The organism is Halomonas smyrnensis AAD6 (assembly GCF_000265245.1).
Classification (GTDB): domain Bacteria; phylum Pseudomonadota; class Gammaproteobacteria; order Pseudomonadales; family Halomonadaceae; genus Halomonas; species Halomonas smyrnensis.
The window spans coordinates 244,890-260,994 of record NZ_AJKS02000001.1; the positions used below are offsets into that span (position 1 = coordinate 244,890).

16 protein-coding genes are annotated in these 16,105 nt (G+C 69.9%); 3 read left to right on the top strand and 13 right to left on the bottom strand.

From position 1 onward, the window contains the following. Positions 1-34 precede the first annotated feature (34 nt). The 3 genes from UYS_RS0201075 to UYS_RS0201085 all read right to left on the bottom strand — a co-directional run bounded on the left by UYS_RS0201075 (position 35) and on the right by UYS_RS0201085 (position 2,702). Positions 35-550, bottom strand: coding sequence for a hypothetical protein (locus UYS_RS0201075; protein WP_016853640.1), 516 nt, complete (start codon positions 548-550; stop codon positions 35-37). Positions 551-641: 91 nt separating this feature from the next. After that, positions 642-2,435 carry a sodium:solute symporter family protein gene (locus UYS_RS0201080; protein WP_016853641.1) on the bottom strand — a complete coding sequence of 598 codons (1,794 nt, stop codon included), beginning with the start codon at positions 2,433-2,435 and terminating at the stop codon, positions 642-644. 6 nt (positions 2,436-2,441) lie between these two features. Beyond that, positions 2,442-2,702, bottom strand: a complete 261-nt coding sequence (locus UYS_RS0201085) for a DUF4212 domain-containing protein (protein ID WP_016853642.1) — start codon at positions 2,700-2,702, stop codon at positions 2,442-2,444. A 609-nt stretch (positions 2,703-3,311) separates the two neighbouring features. Between UYS_RS0201085 and UYS_RS0201090 the strand changes: the two genes are divergently transcribed. From UYS_RS0201090 to ttcA, 3 genes are all read left to right on the top strand, one after another. Beyond that, on the top strand, positions 3,312-5,138 hold the full coding sequence (locus UYS_RS0201090; RefSeq protein ID WP_016853643.1) for a putative nucleotidyltransferase substrate binding domain-containing protein: 1,827 nt from the start codon (positions 3,312-3,314) through the stop codon (positions 5,136-5,138). Between the two features lie 19 nt (positions 5,139-5,157). Next, entirely contained in the window at positions 5,158-5,778 is a 621-nt protein-coding gene (locus UYS_RS0201095; RefSeq protein WP_016853644.1) for a 3'-5' exonuclease family protein, read from the top strand. Between the two features lie 85 nt (positions 5,779-5,863). Next, positions 5,864-6,775 carry a tRNA 2-thiocytidine(32) synthetase TtcA gene (ttcA, locus tag UYS_RS0201100; protein ID WP_016853645.1) on the top strand — a complete coding sequence of 304 codons (912 nt, stop codon included), beginning with the start codon at positions 5,864-5,866 and terminating at the stop codon, positions 6,773-6,775. Positions 6,776-7,029: 254 nt separating this feature from the next. Here ttcA and fnr read toward each other — a convergent pair whose 3' ends face one another. The 10 genes from fnr to ccoO all read right to left on the bottom strand — a co-directional run bounded on the left by fnr (position 7,030) and on the right by ccoO (position 16,103). Then, positions 7,030-7,773, bottom strand: a complete 744-nt coding sequence (gene fnr, locus UYS_RS0201105) for a fumarate/nitrate reduction transcriptional regulator Fnr (protein WP_016853646.1) — start codon at positions 7,771-7,773, stop codon at positions 7,030-7,032. Positions 7,774-7,853: 80 nt separating this feature from the next. Further along, the gene (locus tag UYS_RS16670) at positions 7,854-8,819 is read right to left on the bottom strand and encodes an oxygen-independent coproporphyrinogen III oxidase (RefSeq protein WP_016853647.1); all 966 of its coding nucleotides are present in this window, start codon (positions 8,817-8,819) and stop codon (positions 7,854-7,856) included. An 88-nt stretch (positions 8,820-8,907) separates the two neighbouring features. Further along, entirely contained in the window at positions 8,908-9,663 is a 756-nt protein-coding gene (locus UYS_RS0201115) for a sulfite exporter TauE/SafE family protein (protein ID WP_016853648.1), read from the bottom strand. Further along, positions 9,664-9,876 (bottom strand): cbb3-type cytochrome oxidase assembly protein CcoS, encoded by a 213-nt coding sequence (gene ccoS / locus UYS_RS16675; RefSeq protein WP_016853649.1) that lies wholly within the window; start codon positions 9,874-9,876, stop codon positions 9,664-9,666. Next, the gene (locus UYS_RS0201125; protein ID WP_016853650.1) at positions 9,873-12,353 is read right to left on the bottom strand and encodes a heavy metal translocating P-type ATPase; all 2,481 of its coding nucleotides are present in this window, start codon (positions 12,351-12,353) and stop codon (positions 9,873-9,875) included. The genes ccoS and UYS_RS0201125 overlap by 4 nt, the downstream gene beginning before the upstream one ends. A gap of 8 nt (positions 12,354-12,361) precedes the next feature. Further along, positions 12,362-12,874, bottom strand: a complete 513-nt coding sequence (locus UYS_RS0201130) for a FixH family protein (RefSeq protein ID WP_016853651.1) — start codon at positions 12,872-12,874, stop codon at positions 12,362-12,364. Further along, positions 12,874-14,289 carry a cytochrome c oxidase accessory protein CcoG gene (gene ccoG, locus UYS_RS0201135; protein ID WP_016853652.1) on the bottom strand — a complete coding sequence of 472 codons (1,416 nt, stop codon included), beginning with the start codon at positions 14,287-14,289 and terminating at the stop codon, positions 12,874-12,876. The genes UYS_RS0201130 and ccoG overlap by 1 nt, the downstream gene beginning before the upstream one ends. Before the next feature lie 68 nt (positions 14,290-14,357). Then, positions 14,358-15,287: a cytochrome-c oxidase, cbb3-type subunit III gene (gene ccoP / locus UYS_RS0201140; protein WP_016853653.1), complete on the bottom strand. Its 930-nt coding sequence runs from the start codon at positions 15,285-15,287 to the stop codon at positions 14,358-14,360. Next, positions 15,284-15,493, bottom strand: a complete 210-nt coding sequence (locus tag UYS_RS0201145; RefSeq protein WP_016853654.1) for a CcoQ/FixQ family Cbb3-type cytochrome c oxidase assembly chaperone — start codon at positions 15,491-15,493, stop codon at positions 15,284-15,286. The genes ccoP and UYS_RS0201145 overlap by 4 nt, the downstream gene beginning before the upstream one ends. Before the next feature lies 1 nt (position 15,494). Further along, positions 15,495-16,103 (bottom strand): cytochrome-c oxidase, cbb3-type subunit II, encoded by a 609-nt coding sequence (gene ccoO, locus UYS_RS0201150; RefSeq protein WP_016853655.1) that lies wholly within the window; start codon positions 16,101-16,103, stop codon positions 15,495-15,497. Between the last annotated feature and the right edge of the window lie 2 nt (positions 16,104-16,105).

The window sequence follows — 16,105 nt, forward strand, 5'->3', positions numbered from 1 at the left end:
AGGCCGGCGGTCAGCTGGCCGGGGAAAGGACGTCTCAGGCGGCGGAGCAGACCGCCCGGCGTAGCGGGTCACCGTCGTCGAGCCGGCGCAGGGCCTCGGTCTGCGGGCGGCCGCTCGCGTCGTCGAGCGGCACCAGCTCGCCGGAGGCGCAGTTCAGCAGGTGCAGGCGGTGCACCAGCCGGTCGGCGGCGCCCATCTCGAAGCGGTAGAGGATGAACTCGACCAGCGGCTGGTCGTCGGCCCGCGAGCGCGACAGGCCGTCCTCGTCGATCACCGTGAAGGCCGTGGTCAGCGGCACCACATAGGTCCAGGGGCGCCAGAAGGCCGGCCGCTGCTCGCTGGCCACCACCCGGCTGTCGTCGGGCAGCTGGGCCTTTTTGTGGTCGAACCAGGTGTATTCGTGGTGGATCTGGTAGGCGATCATGCCCAGGCCGGCGAAGGCCGGCACGATCCAGCGCGGCAGCCGTCTGGCGGTCAGGGTGCGCAGCAGCAGGGCGATGCCCGCCGCGCCGAGTCCGGCGACGAGCGCCGCGATCAAGTGCCAAATCATCGAGGTCGTCCTGATATGCGTCGGGCTTCCCGAAGGAAGCCCGACATGGAAGAGTGGGCCGGCGCCCCGCGGGCGCCGGAAGGATTATGACTCAGTGGTCGACGGCGGTGCCAGCGCCCTTGGGATAGCGCACGCTCTCGACCAGGTCCTGGATCTCCTGGGGCGGCGCGGCGGTCGCCTTGGAGACGGTGAAGGCCACGGCGAAGTTGATGATCGCACCGACCGCGCCGATGGACAGCGGCGAGATGCCCAGCACCCAGTTCTCCGGGGTGTCCGCCAGGTTGTTGGTGCCCGGGATGAAGAACCAGCCCTTGTAGACGAAGATGTAGGCCAGGGTGAAGACCAGGCCGGTGAGCATGCCGGCGATGGCACCGTGGTTGTTCACCCGCTTGGAGAAGATGCCCATCATCAGCGCCGGGAACAGCGAGGCGGCGGCGATGCCGAAGGCCAGTGCCACCACCTGGGCGGCGAAGCCCGGCGGGTTGGCGCCCAGGTAGGTGGCCACGATGATGGCGACCGTCATCGAGATCCGCGCCGCCATCAGCTCGCCCTTCTCACTGATGCGAGGGTTGATGGCGCCCTTGATCAGGTCGTGGCTGATCGCCGAGGAGATGGCCAGCAGCAGGCCCGCGGCGGTCGACAGCGCGGCCGCGAGACCGCCGGCGGCGATCAGGCCGATGACCCAGCCCGGCAGATTGGCGATCTCGGGGTTGGCCAGCACCAGGATATCGTTGTTGACCGACAGCTCGTTGCCGTTCCAGCCGCGTTGCTCGGCGGTCGAGGCGAAGGCCTCGGTGTCGTTGTAGATCTGGATGCGGCCGTCGTTGTTCTTGTCCTCATACTGGATCAGGCCGGTCTCTTCCCAGGTGCGGATCCATCCGGGGCGCTCCTCGTAGAGGATCGGGTTGGCGGTGGCATCCGCGACGTTCTCGACCTGGCCGCCCATGTCGGGATAGACGGTGGTGGCGATATTGAGGCGCGCCATGGAGGCCACGGCCGGGGCGGTCAGGTACAGCAGGCCGATGAACACCAGGGCCCAGCCGGCGGACCAGCGCGCGTCGGCGACCTTCGGCACGGTGAAGAAGCGGATGATGACGTGGGGCAGACCGGCGGTACCGATCATCAGCGACAGGGTGAACAGCACCATGTTGAGCTTGTTGTCCACGTCCGCCGTGTACTCGTTGAAGCCGAGCGCGGTGACCACCTCGTTGAGCTTGGCCAGCAGCGGCATGCCGGATTCACTGTGCTCGGAGAACAGGCCCAGCGCCGGAATCGGGTTGCCGGTCAGCTCCAGCGAGATGAACACCGCCGGGATGGTATAGGCGATGATCAGCACGATGTACTGGGCCACCTGGGTATAGGTGATGCCCTTCATGCCGCCCAGCACCGAGTAGAAGAAGATCACCACGGCAGCGATGATCAGGCCGGTGGTGGCGTCGACTTCCAGGAAGCGCGAGAAGGCCACGCCGGCGCCGGCCATCTGGCCGATGACGTAGGTCACCGAGGCCACGATCAGGCACACCACCGCGACCATGCGGGCCTGCTTGCTGTAGAAACGGTCGCCGATGAATTCCGGCACCGTGAACTTGCCGAACTTGCGCAGGTAGGGTGCCAGCAGCATGGCCAGCAGCACGTAACCGCCGGTCCAGCCCATCAGGAAGGTGGAGTTGGCGTAGCCGCCGGCGGCGATCAGGCCGGCCATGGAGATGAAGGAGGCCGCGGACATCCAGTCGGCGCCGATGGCCATGCCGTTGGTGATCGGGTGCACCCCGCCGCCGGCGACGTAGAAATCCTTGGTCGACCCCGCCTTCGCCCAGATGGCGATGCCGATGTAGAGGGCGAAGGAGGCACCGACGAACAGTACGTTGATGGCAAATTGACTCATGCTGAGTTACTCCCCGAGCCCGAATTGCTTGTCCAGCCGGTTCATCTTCCAGGCGTAGAAGAAGATCAGGCCGATGAAGGTCAGGATGGAGCCCTGCTGGGCAAACCAGAAACCGAGGTCGGTGCCGCCCACGGCAATGCCCGAGAGCAGCGGGCGCAGCAGGATGGCGCCGCCATAGGAGACGGCTGCCCAGACGACCAGACAGCCGGCGATCAATCGGAGGTTGGCCTTCCAGTAGGCTTCGGCATTGGGGGTCTCTTCAGCCATGATGTTGCTCTCCACTTGTTGTTGGATTCGGGAAGTCGCTCACAGCGTTCATGTGTCGCCACGGTGCCTTCCCGGGGTCTGTCGACCGAACCGCGGCGGCGTGTCGGATGATGAAGTGCCTGTCGAGGAACGGAGCGCTTATCGACGCATTGGCATCACCCGGGGATCATCGACAATGCTGGTCAACAATCCCGAAAAAAACATCGCAGACTTTCGTATCATGAGTGTAAAGCGATCGAAGTGGTTACCACCTTTTTGACGCAAATCAATTTCTTATGTCGGCATTGCGTGTCCAGGCGGTGGCGCCGGACGGCAGGGGTTGGACGATGGTCTATCCATGCATCCGAATGATGACTAGGACCATGACCATGGTCTAACGCCAGGGCCTTCATCGGGCCGATCGAGCGGAGCATGACTTTGGTATAAGAAGAAGGTTAGGCGAGAAGTGTGGCGGCGAATGTCTAACACCATGGTCTAGATTCTGGTAGCGAAAGGGGGTTGCTACTCTGGGTGAAAGCCCTGTCGCTCCCGGTTCGTTCGTCACGCTCCAGGCCTGCCTTCATGCGTACGATCCGGCGGCGGCGATTCCCGGCACGAGGACCCGCTCCCATGGTCGACGTCGATCTCTCCCACGCGCCGTTCAGCCTGCTCGACGAGACCGGGCGGGCGCGCGTGCGCGGCGGGCTCGACCTGGCCTACTTCGATCGCGACGAGATCATCCTCGAGGCCGGGCAGCCCGGCGAGAACGTCTTCCTCATCCACAAGGGCGAGGTCGCCGAGCTGGACACCACCCAGCCCGGCGAGCGTCAGCGCATCGGCCACTACACCGGCGGTGACCTGTTCGGCGCCATCAGCATCCTCAACGGCCAGAGCCGCTACCGCTTCCGCGCCGAGCAGGAATCGCTGTGCTATCTGCTGCCCCGGGCGCTGTTCCTCGAGCTGTGCGCCGCCTATCCCGCCTTCGACGCCTTCTTCCGCCAGCGCCTCGCCGACAAGGCGCGGCTGCTGACCGAGCAGCGCGCGGCCGGCGGGGTGACCATGTCCGGCTTCATGCTGGCCCGCGCCGAGGACTGCATGCGCCCGCCGCGCTGCCTGGCCGGCGAGACGACCATCGCCGAGGCGGTGCGGCGGCTGCATGACGAGGCCGTCGACAGCCTGCTGGTGGAGGGCGAGGACGGGCCGGGCATGGTCACCAAGACCGACCTGCTCGATGCCCTGGTGCTCGAGGGGCTCGGCCAGCAGACGCCGCTGTCGTCGCTGGCGCGGGGCTCGTTGATCACCGCGCGCCCCGATCAGTACCTGTTCGAGGTGCTGGTGCTGATGACCCGGCATCGCATCGAGCGGGTGGTGATCGTCGAGGACGAGGCGCCGGTGGGCGTGGTGGAGCTGACCGACGTGCTCAGCTACTTCTCCAGCCGCAGCCACGTGGTGAGCCTGCAGGTCGAGCAGGCCGGCGACCTGGAACAGCTCGCCGTCGCCAGCCGCCGCACCGCCGAGCTGGCCGGCGCGCTGATGGCCCAGGGGGTCAAGCTGCGCTTCGCCATGGGCCTGCTCGCGGCGCTCAACGGCCGCATCATCCACAAGGCCTGGGGCTTCTCGATGCCCGAGCGGCGGCAGCGCGACAGCTGCCTGATGGTGATGGGCAGCGAGGGGCGCGGCGAGCAGATGCTCAAGACCGACCAGGACAACGGCCTGATCCTCGACGATGGCCTCGACTGGCCGGACTGCATGGAGCGCATGGCCGAGTTCACCGAGACCCTGGTCCGGCTGGGCTACCCGCGCTGCCCGGGCAACATCATGGTCTCCAACCCCGACTGGGTCGGCACCGAGCGCCAGTGGAAGGCGCGCATCGCGCGCTGGGTGGAGGCCCGCGACGGCGACAGCCTGATGAAACTGGCGATCATGCTCGATGCCCATGCCGTGGCCGGCAATCCGGCGCTGCTCGAGCGGGTGAGGGCGGCGCTGTTCGAGGCGGCGTCGAAGGACGAGCTGCTGCTCTCCTATTTCGCCCGTCCGGTGCTGCGCTTCTCCACGCCGCTGACCCTGTTCGGCTCGCTCAAGAAGCCGCAGCACGGCATCGACATCAAGAAGGGCGGCATCTTCCCCATCGTGCACGGCGTGCGGGTCATGGCGCTGGAGCGCGGCATCCTCGCCACCGGGACCCTGGAGCGCCTCGACGCCCTGGCGGCCGACGGCCGGCTCGAGGAGCGCTTCGCCGAGGACCTGGGCGAGGCGCTGTCGCTGTTCACCGAGCTGCGCCTCGAGCAGCAGCTGGCGCGCCTCGCCGGCGATGGCGAAGACGACGGTGGCGAGCCGGACCGGGTGGTGGTGCAGTCGCTGTCGTCGCTGGAGCGCGACCTGCTCCGGGAGGCGCTGCATATCGTCAAGGACTTCAAGCAGCGCCTCTCTCACCGCTATCACCTCGAATACGCCTGATCACGACAAGGAATTCCCCATGCTCAAGACCCTGCGCCGCCTGGTCGACCGTCACCGCCACGCCCATGGCCAGTATGGCTGGCTGTTCCGTCCCTATACCGGGGAGGAGCTGGTAGCGCTGGCCGTGCAGTCGACCGGCGGCGACGTGCGCGGCGCCGAGCCGCTGGCCATCGCCGCGGTGCGGCTGCGCGGCGACCGGGTGCTGACCAGCGAGTCGCTGGAGCTCAGGCTGGCGCGCCCGGAGGGCGTGGACGCCGAGACGCTGCGCCGCCACGGCCTGCGCGGCATCGATCTCGACGACGGCGTGTCGATCGACCAGGCGCTGGCGCGGCTGCTCGACTTCGTCGGCAACCGGCCGCTGGTGGGCTGGCGCCTGGACCGCGATCTGGCGCTGCTCAACCGCCAGCTGCGCGCCCGGTTCGGCTTCGAGCTGCCCAACGCCGGCATCGATCTGGTGCAGCGCTACCAGCGCCATCACCACCATTCGCGGCTCGAGGTGGCGCCGGCCTTCGAGCGGGTCGCCGAGCAGCTCGAGGTGCCGTTGATGGGGCGTCACAGCGTGCTGGGCACCGCCGTGACCACCGCCCTGATGCACCTGCGGCTGGACCGCGATGCGGTGCTCGCCCGTCGCAGCGGCTGAGCGGGCACCACGTCGCCAGTCTCGCGGCAGGGTGGTAGGATAGGCGCCCTTTCCCTTTCCCCGATGCCCTGGCAGCGCCCCGACCATGCAAGATGCCGTGACCTTCGATCCCCGTCCCGCCGATGAGGCCGCTTCGGCCGAGCCGTCGACCCCGTCCGCCGAGGCGCCCGACGCCAAGGCCAAGCGTGAGTTCAACAAGCTGCAGAAACGCCTGCGGCGCCAGGTCGGCAATGCGATCATCGACTTCGACATGATCCGCGAAGGCGACAAGGTGATGGTGTGCCTGTCCGGCGGCAAGGACAGCTACACCATGCTGGAGATTCTCCGGAACCTGCAGCGTAACGCGCCGGTGAACTTCTCGCTGGTGGCGGTGAACCTCGACCAGAAGCAGCCCGGCTTCCCCGAGCACGTGCTGCCCGAGTACCTGGACGGCCTCGGCGTGGACTACCACATCCTCGAGCGCGACACCTACTCGGTGGTCAGGGAGAAGACCCCGGAAGGCAAGACCACCTGTGCGCTCTGCTCGCGGCTGCGCCGCGGCTCCCTCTACGGCTACGCCGAGGAGATCGGGGCCACCAAGATCGCGCTGGGCCATCACCGCGAGGACATCCTCGAGACGTTGTTCCTCAACATGTTCTTCGGCGGCAGCCTCAAGTCGATGCCGCCCAAGCTGCTCTCCGACGACGGCAAGAACATCGTCATCCGCCCGCTGGCCTACTGCCGCGAGGCCGACATCGCCGAATTTTCCGAGCGCATGGCCTTCCCGATCATTCCCTGCAACCTGTGCGGCTCGCAGCCCAACCTGCAGCGTCAGGTGGTCAAGGAGATGCTCGCCGAGTGGGAGGCCAAGCATCCCGGTCGCCTGGAGAGCATGTTCAAGGCGGTCACCAACGTCGCGCCCTCGCAGCTGGCCGACCGCGAGCTGTTCGACTTCGCCGGGCTGGAGGACAAGCAGGCCAAGATGCAGGCCGATCGCATCGACCTGCATAACGAGTGAGTAGCGCCTAGCGGCAAGCGCCCGGCTGCTCAGTAACGGGTGGCAGATGTCGAGGAAGCCGATGAGAAACCCACGGGACGTCGAGTCCTGTGGGTTTCTTCGTTGACGTCAACAATGGCCATGACATCATTCTGCCGCGCTTGGCGCTTGGCGCTTGGCGCTTGGCGCTTGGCGCTTGGCGCTTGGCGCTTGGCGCTTGGCGCTTGGCGCTTGGCGCTTGGCGCTTGGCGCTTGGCGCTTGGCGCTTGGCGCCGTCAGCGGCAGCCCTCTTCCTCTGCCAGCTCGGCCAGGGCGTCCAGGTCGAGGATGTTCACCTCGCGGCCGGACACGGCCACCAGGCCCTGCTGCTGGAAGCGTCCCAGGATGCGGCTGACGGTCTCCACGGCAAGGCCCAGGTAGTTGCCGATGTCGGCCCGGGACATGGAGAGGCGGAAGCTGTAGGCGGAGTAGCCGCGGCGGCGGAAGCGATCGGAGAGGCTGGCGAAGAAGGTGGCCAGGCGCTGGTCGGCGGTCTTGCGCGACAGCAGGCGCATCATGCGGCGGTCGTCGCGCATCTCCTTGCTCATGCTGCGATACAGCTGGGCACGAAGCTCCGGCAGGCGCTCGGAGAGGGCGTCGAGGCGGTCGAACGGAATCTCGCACACGGTGGTGGTCTCGAGCGCGATGACCGAGCCCGGATAGCTCGACTCGTCGATGCCGTCGAGCCCCACCAGTTCGCTGGGCAGGTAGAAGTTGGTCAGCTGATCCGTGCCGCCGCCTTCGCTGGTGACCTGCTTGAGACTGCCGGAGCGCACCGCGTAGACGCTGGTGAAGGGGCTGCCCTGGCGGAACAGCGACTCGCCCTTCTTGAGCGGCGGTCGGCGCCGGATGATGGCATCGAACTCGTCGAGGTCCTCCAGTTCCAGGGCCAGGGGCAGGCACAGGGAACTCAGGCTGCAGGTCCGGCAGCGGGTCTCGTGCAGCAGGGAACGGCGCCGGCCGGCTGCGGTGTCGGGCATGCTGTCCTCCTTGATCGGGGCTTGCCTCCCCCATTATGGCGGATAGCCCCGGTTCGGGCATAGCATCCCTTGGGCGAGTCTCAGGCCAGGCCGGGGCCGGGCGGGCGAGCATGCCGCCAGCGCCCCGAGGCGGTGGCGAGCCGACCGTCGTTCAGCGCCGCCGCGTAGTCCCGGGGCGAGGTGGCGTTGCAGGCCACGGCGTCGGGCAGCCGCGAGATGGCGCCGGTGCCGAGCCCCAGTCGGTCGCGCGCCCGTTCGCGACGCGCCTGGGCGAGGGCATCCTCCAGGGCGGCGCCCCGACGGGCGTAGGAACCGTGTCCCAGTGCCCGGTAGCCGGCCTCGGCCAGGCGTTCGTCGACCCGGGCCAGCAGCGCCGTCGGCAGCGTCGATTCTCCCTCCTGCCAGGCGGGCTCCGGGCGCAGGGAGAGGCGCGGCGGCGTCATGGGCAGCAGCGCGGCGAGCGCGGCGACGGCCTCCCGCGGCGGGATCGTCGGCGCCACGATCAGCACCAGGTTCAGCGAGTGCCAGCCCATGCGCACGGTCTCGTCGAGCAGCGGCTCGACGCGTGACTGCAGGCGGGGCAGGGCGTCCAGGCGGCCGGCCGCGGGCAGGCGCATGATCAGCTTCAGCCGGTTGAAGCCCAGGGCCTCCAGGTGACGCAGGGTGAGCAGATCCGTGGCGCGGGGGTCGAGCTCGACGGTGAAGTCGCGCGGGCGCCCCGGTTCGAAGGGGAAGCGGGAGGCGAGCCGGTCGACGAGGCCGCTCATCTGCGACAGGGTCAGCGAAGGCGGGAGGCCGCTTCCCCAGTGCAGGGCCTCCAGGCGTCGCTCCGGCGCCAGGCAGCGTCGCACCAGCACCATCTCGCGGTCGAGCCGGGCCAGATCGACCTCGAAGGGATCCATGTCCTTGCCGTCGCCGCGGGCATCCACGTCGTGGCGAAGCGGCAGGCGCAGATGCAGCGACAGCGGGCGGGCCTGGGTATTGCTGGCGGTCAGCGCCGCGGCGTAGTCGTCGGCGCCGAAGTCGGCGGGAAGGGTGACGGACATCGCGGAGTTCCGAGCGTTCATGTCGTCAGGCTAGTGCTCGCGGCCCCCAGGGGTGTTGCGCTGGGTCAAACGTGCGGGCGTTAGCGGCTCAATGATGCCCGGCGTGCCCGGCGTGCCCGGCGTGCCCGGCGTGCCCGGCGTCGTGGGCCATCTCCATCGCGCCCGGCCACAGGCCCCACAGCTGCCACAGGGCGAAGCCGATGATCGCCAGCGCCGCCAGGGTGCGGGTGGCCGGATGACGGATCAGGGCGCCGAGCCGTCGCGCGGCCAGGCCGGTAGCGAGCAGCGCCGGCAGGGTGCCGAGCCCGAAGGCGCCCATCAGTGCCGCGCCTCGCAGCGGGTCGGCGCCGGCCAGGCTCCAGGTCAGCATCGAGTAGACCAGCCCGCAGGGCAGCCAGCCCCAGACCGCGCCCAGGGTCACGGCCTGGGGCAGCGTCACCACCGGCATCAGTCGCCGTCCGAGCGGCTCCAGATGGCGCCACAGGCGCCTGCCGAGCGCCTCGACCCCCAGCAGCCCCTTCCACCAGTCGGCGATGTAGAGCGCCATCAGGATCAGCATCACCGCGGCCAGGACCTGGAGCGCCTGGCGGATCCCCGGGGCCAGGCCGACCAGGGTGCCGAGGCCGGCGGCCAGGGCGCCGGCAGCCATGTAGCTGGCGATGCGCCCCAGGTTGTAGCCCAGCAGCAGCCCGCCGAGCCGGGCCGGATGGCGCAGGCTCGGTGGCACGGCGAAGCTCAGGGCGCTCATGATGCCGCCGCACATGCCGATGCAGTGGGCGCCGCCCAGCAGGCCGAAGACGAAGGCCGCGGCCAGCGGCGGAAGATCGAGTCCAGACGGATTCATTCAGGCTTCCTTGTCGTGTTTCCCGGTCGGCGCGTCGGCGTCGTCGTGCCGGCGGGGCGCCTCCCCGGGCGGGTCGTCATCGTCGAACAGGATGCGGTGGGCCGGGCCTTCCAGGTCCTCGAACTGGTCGTGGCGCACGGCCCAGAAGAAGGCCCAGACGGCCAGGCCGAGCAGGATCAGCGACAGCGGGATCAGCAGGTAGAGAATGCTCATGGGGCGTCCTGGGCGGGGGAATCCACGGGAATGTCGGGCAGCGGCCGGCGCGTGAGGCGCAGAGCGTTGGCGACCACCACCAGCGAGCTCGCCGACATGCCCAGCGCCGCCAGCCAGGGGGGCACCCAGCCCAGCGCCGCCGGCGGCAGGGCCAGCAGGTTGTAGGCCAGCGCCCAGCCCAGGTTCTGGCGGATGTTGCGGCGGGTGGCACGGCCGATGTCGACGGCCTCGACCAGGCGCCCGAGGCGCGGGCCGAGCAGCACGGCGTCGGCCCGGGTGCGGGCGAGGTCGGTGGCGCCGTTCATGGCGATGGCGAGGTCGGCCCCGGCCAGCACCGGCACGTCGTTGATGCCGTCGCCGACCATGGCTACCCGCTGGCCGTCGGCCTGGCACTCGCGCAGCCGGGCGAGCTTGTCCTCGGGGCTGGCGCCGGCGCGCCATGCGTCGATGCCCAGCCGCTCGGCCAGCGCCCGGGTAGGCGCCTCGGCGTCGCCGGACAGCAGTTCCACCGCGATGCCCCGCGCCGCCAGCGCGGCGACGGTGGCGGCGGCGTCCTCCCGGGGCCGGTCGCCTAGGGCGAACCAGGCCCGCGGCTGGCCGTCCTCGGCGAGCAGCAGCCAGTGGCCGTTTCCGGCGTCAGTGTCCGGGGGCGCCGGCGGGGCGTCCGGGGCCGCGAAGGCGGGCCGGCCGAGCCGCCAGGGGCGGCCGTCGATGACGCCGGCGAGGCCCCGGCCGGGACGGGCGATGACATCATGGGCGCTGATGCCGGCGCGGCGGTGGGGGCGGAAGGCGCGGGCGATGGGATGCTCGGAGTGGGCCTCCAGGGCCGCGGCCACGGCCGCCAGGCGCTCGGGATCGTCGCCGGAAAGCGCGACCGTGCGCTCTAGCGTCATCTCGCCGCGGGTCAGGGTGCCGGTCTTGTCGAAGATCATCCGGTCGAGGCGCGGCAGGGTCTCCAGGGCGTCGGCGCGGGTCAGCAGCACGCCGCGCCGGTGGAGCCGGCCGTGGGCGGCGGTCAGGGCGGTGGGCGTGGCCAGCGCCAGGGCGCAGGGGCAGCTGACCACCAGCACCGAGAGCGTCACCCAGAAGGCCCGCTCGGGGTCGATGAACGACCAGGCGAGCCCGGTGGTGGCGGCGATCAGCAGCACCTGGAGCACGAAGTGATGCGCCAGCCGGGCGGCCCGGCGCGCGATGCGCGGGCGTTCGGCGAAGGCGCGGTCGGTGAGGTCGAGCAGCTGCGCCGCCCGGGCATCGGGGCCGGCCCGGGTCACGCGCACCGTCAGCGGGCTCTCGACGTTGTGGCTGCCGCCGGTCACGGCGTCGCCCACGCCGCGCGTCACCGGCAGCGCCTCGCCGCTGAGCATCGACTCGTCGAGGCTCGAGGCGCCCTGCTCGATCACGCCGTCGGCGGGCACGCCGTGGCCGGGCCTGACCAGCACCCGGTCGCCGGCGGCCAGCTCGCTGGCGGGCAGGAGGCGCTCCTCGTCGCCCTCGTCGAGGCGGATCGCCGACAGCGGCAGCATCCCGGCCAGGGCGTTGCCGCGGCGCCCGCCGCGTCGCCGGGCGCGGACCTCCAGGAAGCGGCCGGCCAGCAGGAAGAAGGTGAACATGGCCGCGGAGTCGAAGTAGACGTCGCCGTGGCCGACCAGCAGCGCCCAGGTGCTGGCGAAATAGACGCCGGCGATGGCCAGCGACACCGGCACGTCCATGCCCAGCCGGCGGTTGCGCAGGTCGCGCCACGCGCCGCCGAAGAACGGCTGGGCCGAGTAGAGCACCACCGGCGTGGTCAGGGCGAAGGCCAGCCAGTGGAAGAGGGTATCGAAGTCGCCGCCCAGGCCGTCGTCGCCGGACACGTAGAAGGGGATCGAGAACATCGCCACCTGCATCATGCCCACCGCGGCCACGATCAGCCGGCGGATCTGGCGGTGTTCCTCGCGCTGCAGGCGGCGCTGGGCCTCGTCGGGCTCGTAGGGCTGGGCCGGGTAGCCGATGGCGGCCAGCTCGGCGAGCAGCCGCGAGAAGGCGAGGCGCGCCGGATCCCAGGCGACCCGGACCCGATGATGGGCGAGGTTCACGGCGCTGGCGCGAACGCCGTCGAGGGCGTTGAGGCGATGCTCGATCAGCCAGGCGCAGGCCGCGCAGGTGATGCCCTCCACCGCCAGGGTGGCGTGGACGCCGTCGTCGTCCCGGTGCACGAAGCGGGCCTGCAGGCCCGGGTCGTCGAACACCGCCCAGGTCTCGGACTCGGCGGCGCGACGGTCGTCGGGGCGCGCGGGCAGCTCGCTGCGAAAGCGGTAGTAGCCGGCCAGGCCGCCGTCGACGATGGCATGGGCCACCGCCTCGCAGCCAGGACAGCACAGCGGATGCTCGGCGCCGTCGAGGGTCAGGGTCCAGGGCGCGCCCTTGGGCACACTGGCGCCGCAGTGGTAGCAGGCGGCGGTCTCGGCCCTGGCGGCGGTCGGGGCGGTCGCGGTCATGGCGCCGCTCAGACCCCGGGCGCCAGGTCGATGTCGCCGTCGGCGGGGAAGCGGGCCTCGCCGGTGAGTCGCCAGGCGGGTTCGCCGCCGTCGTCGGGCTCCAGGTGCAGATACCAGCGATGCCGCAGGGGCGCCTCGAGCATGGTGACGTAGCGCCCGGCGCGCACGTGCTCGAGGGTCAGCCGGCGGTCGCGCTGGCTCTCGGTGGGGAAGATCAGCGTCAGGGTCAGCCGCTCCGGGCGGGCCTCGCCGGCCAGGTCGATCACCAGGTCGCCGGTGGTCGGATCGGCGCGCAGGGCGGCCGAGAGCCCCAGCGCCCGGGCCTCTTCCTGCTTGGCGATCTGCTGGTTGATGGCCAGGCCTTCCTTGTAATAGTCCTCCGCCACGGTGCCGTCGAAGTAGTGAATCGAGAGCGCCAGGTAGACCAGGCTGAAGGTCACCGAGGCGCCCAGCAGGCCGATCAAAAACCAGGGCCAGAACTGCTTGTACCAGGGCGGGATGGTCTCGTGTTCCGCCGTCATCAGCGGGTCTCTCCTATGAAGCGGCCGTCGCGCTCGAGGCGGATATCGGGATCGTCGATGGCCTCGAGGCGCAGCCGGATCTCGTGGCTGGGGCGTGCCAGGGCGTCGCGCGGTGCGGTGACCTCGACCACCAGCCGGCGCGACTCGCCGGCGGGCACGCTGACCCGGTCGGTGTCGAGGGCCAGGCCCTCGAGGCCCGAGGCCGCGAGGCGGTAGGCGTGGTCCTCGCGGTCCAGGTTGCGCACCGTCAGGGTGTAGACGTTACGGATTCTGCCGTCGTCGGTCATCTGGAACAGCTGCTGGCGACCGCGCTCCACCTCGAAGCCCAGCGGGGTGCGGTCGCCGACCGCCCAGGCGAACAGCCCGATCATCACCAGCAGCACGGCCAGATAGCCGAGCAGGCGCGGGCGCAGCAGGTGCGAGGGCCTGCCCTCGAGGGCGTTCTCGGTGGTATAGCGGATCAGCCCGCGGGGATAGCCCATGCGATCCATGACGCCGTCGCAGGCATCGATGCAGGCCGCGCAGGTGATGCATTCGTACTGCAGGCCGTCGCGGATGTCGATGCCGGTAGGGCAGACCTGCACGCAGAGATCGCAGTCGATGCAGTCGCCGTGGCCGGCCTCGCGAGCCTCGTCATGGTCGAGGCGCCGGCTGCGCGCGCCGCGCGGCTCGCCGCGATCGGCGTCGTAGGAGACGATCAGGGTGTTGGCGTCGAACATCACCGACTGGAAGCGGGCGTAGGGGCACATGTAGATGCACACCTGCTCGCGCAGCCAGCCGGCGTTGAGGTAGGTGAACAGGGTGAAGAAGCCGACCCAGAAGTACGACCAGCCGTGGGCCTCGAGGGCCGGCAGCTGCACCGCCAGCTCGCGGATCGGCGTGAAGTAGCCGACGAAGGTCAGGCCGGTGGCGGCGGCGATGGCCAGCCAGACGACGTGCTTGCCGAGCTTGCGGCGCAGCTTGTCGGCGTCCCAGCCGCGCTTGTCGAGCTTGATGCGGCGGTTGCGCGGGCCCTCGAGGCGGTGCTCGACCCAGATGAACAGGAAGGTCCAGACGCTCTGCGGGCAGGTGTAGCCGCACCACACGCGGCCGGCGAACACGGTGATGAAGAACAGCCCGAAGGCGCAGATGATCAGCAGCCAGGAGAGCAGCATGAACTCCTGGGGATAGAAGGTGGCGGCGAAGAGGTGGAACTCGCGGCCGGGCAGGTCGAACCATACCGCCGGGCGGTCGCCCCAGGGAATCCACGGGATCAGGAAGTAGGCCAGCATCAACGCCCAGTTGGCGCTGCGCCGCAGGCGCTGGAAGACGCCCTTGATCTCGCGCACGTAGAGGTGGCGGCGGCGGGCGTACATCGCCTGGCTGACGGTGTCGCCGGCGTCGGTGATGTCGCGGTGGGGAATCTTGTCGCTCATGGCAGGCTCTCGGCAGGCGGCCTCGCGCGGGAGGATGGCGGCGGGGCGGGGCGCCCCGCCGCCCGGGCTCAGTCGCGGCGGCTGAGGCCGTAGACGTAGGCGGCCACCAGGTGGACCTTGTCCTCGCCGATATAGGCGGCCTGGGCCGGCATGTGGCCGTTGCGGCCGTTGCGCAGGGTCTGGCGGATGGAGGCCTCCAGCGGCTGGCCGGGCCGGCGATACAGCCAGGCGTCGTCGGTCAGGTCGGGGGCTCCCAGGGCCTGGTTGCCGGTGCCGTCGGGAGAGTGACAGGCCGCGCACACCGAGGCGAACACCGCCGCGCCCTGCTCGGCGCGCTGGGCGTCCTCGGCCCGGCCGGACAGCGACAGCACGTGCTGGGTGAGGTTCTCGATGTTGTCCTCGCCGAGCTGCTGCCAGGCCGGCATCAGACCGTTGCGGCCGTTGGTGAGGGTCGCGACGATGGCCTCGGGGGTGCCGCCGTAGAGCCAGGCGTCGTCGGTCAGGTCGGGGAAGCCGTAGCCGCCCTGGGCGTTGGCGCCGTGACAGATCGCGCAGTTGTTGAGAAACAGCCGTTCGGCGACCCGCATGGCCTCGCCGTCCTCGGCCAGCGCCGGGATCGGCACCTGCTGGTACTGCTCGAAGATCGGCGCGTAGCGCTCCTCGGCGCGGGCCACCTCGGCCTCCCACTGGTTCTCCTGGGTCCAGCCCAGCAGCCCGGCGTAGTTGCCGAGGCCGGGATAGAGCACCAGATAGCCCAGGGCGAAGATCACCGTGCCGACGTAGAGCTGGAACCACCAGCGGGGCAGCGGGTTGTCGTATTCCTCGATCTCGTCGGCCGCATGGCCGGTGGTCTCGACGTTGCCCTCGGCATCGGCGGCCTTGTCGGTCTTGCGGTTGGCGAACAGCAGCCAGGCGCTGATGACGATGGTGCCCAGCGTGATGACGATGATCCAGGCGCTCCAGAAGCCGGGCAGGACGTCATTCCAAAGTGAGCTCATGTGTCACGGTCTCCCTGTTCTTGTCGAGCGCGTGCCTGACCGGCGCCGGTGTCGGGGGATGACGGCTCGTCCTCGTCGGCGAAGGGCAGGTTGGCCGCCTCGTCGAAGTCCGGCTTGCGCCGCTTCGAATAGGCCCAGCAGACCAGGCCGATGAAGCCGATCAGCAGCAGGCCGGTGATGATGCCGCGTAGCGTTCCCATGTCCATGTCAGCGCGCGTCCTTCAGCACGGTGCCGAGCTGTTGCAGGTAGGCCACCAGGGCGGTGATCTCGCGCTCGCCGCGGACCTCGTCGCGGGCGCCGGCGATCTGCTCCTCGGTGTAGGGCACGCCCAGGGTGCGCATGGCGCGCATGCGGTTGGCGACTTGCTCACCGTCGAGGACGTTCTCGAACAGCCAGGGATAGGCCGGCATGATCGATTCCGGCACCACGTCGCGCGGGTTGTAGAGGTGCGCGCGGTGCCAGTCGTCGCTGTAGCGGCCGCCGACCCGGGCCAGGTCCGGGCCGGTGCGCTTGGAGCCCCACAGGAAGTTGTGCTCGTAGACCGATTCGCCGGCCACGCTGTAGTGGCCGTAGCGCTCGGTCTCGGCGCGGAAGGGGCGGATCATCTGCGAATGGCAGCCCACGCAGCCCTCGCGGCGGTAGATGTCGCGCCCGGCGAGCTCCAGCGGTTCGAGCGGCTCGAGCCCTTCCACCGGCTCGGTGGTCTGCTTCTGGAAGAACAGCGGCACGACCTCGGCCAGGCCGCCGAAGCTGATCACCACCAGCACCAGCACGGCGAGCAGGCCCACGTTCTTTTCGACGATCTCGTGTCTCATGG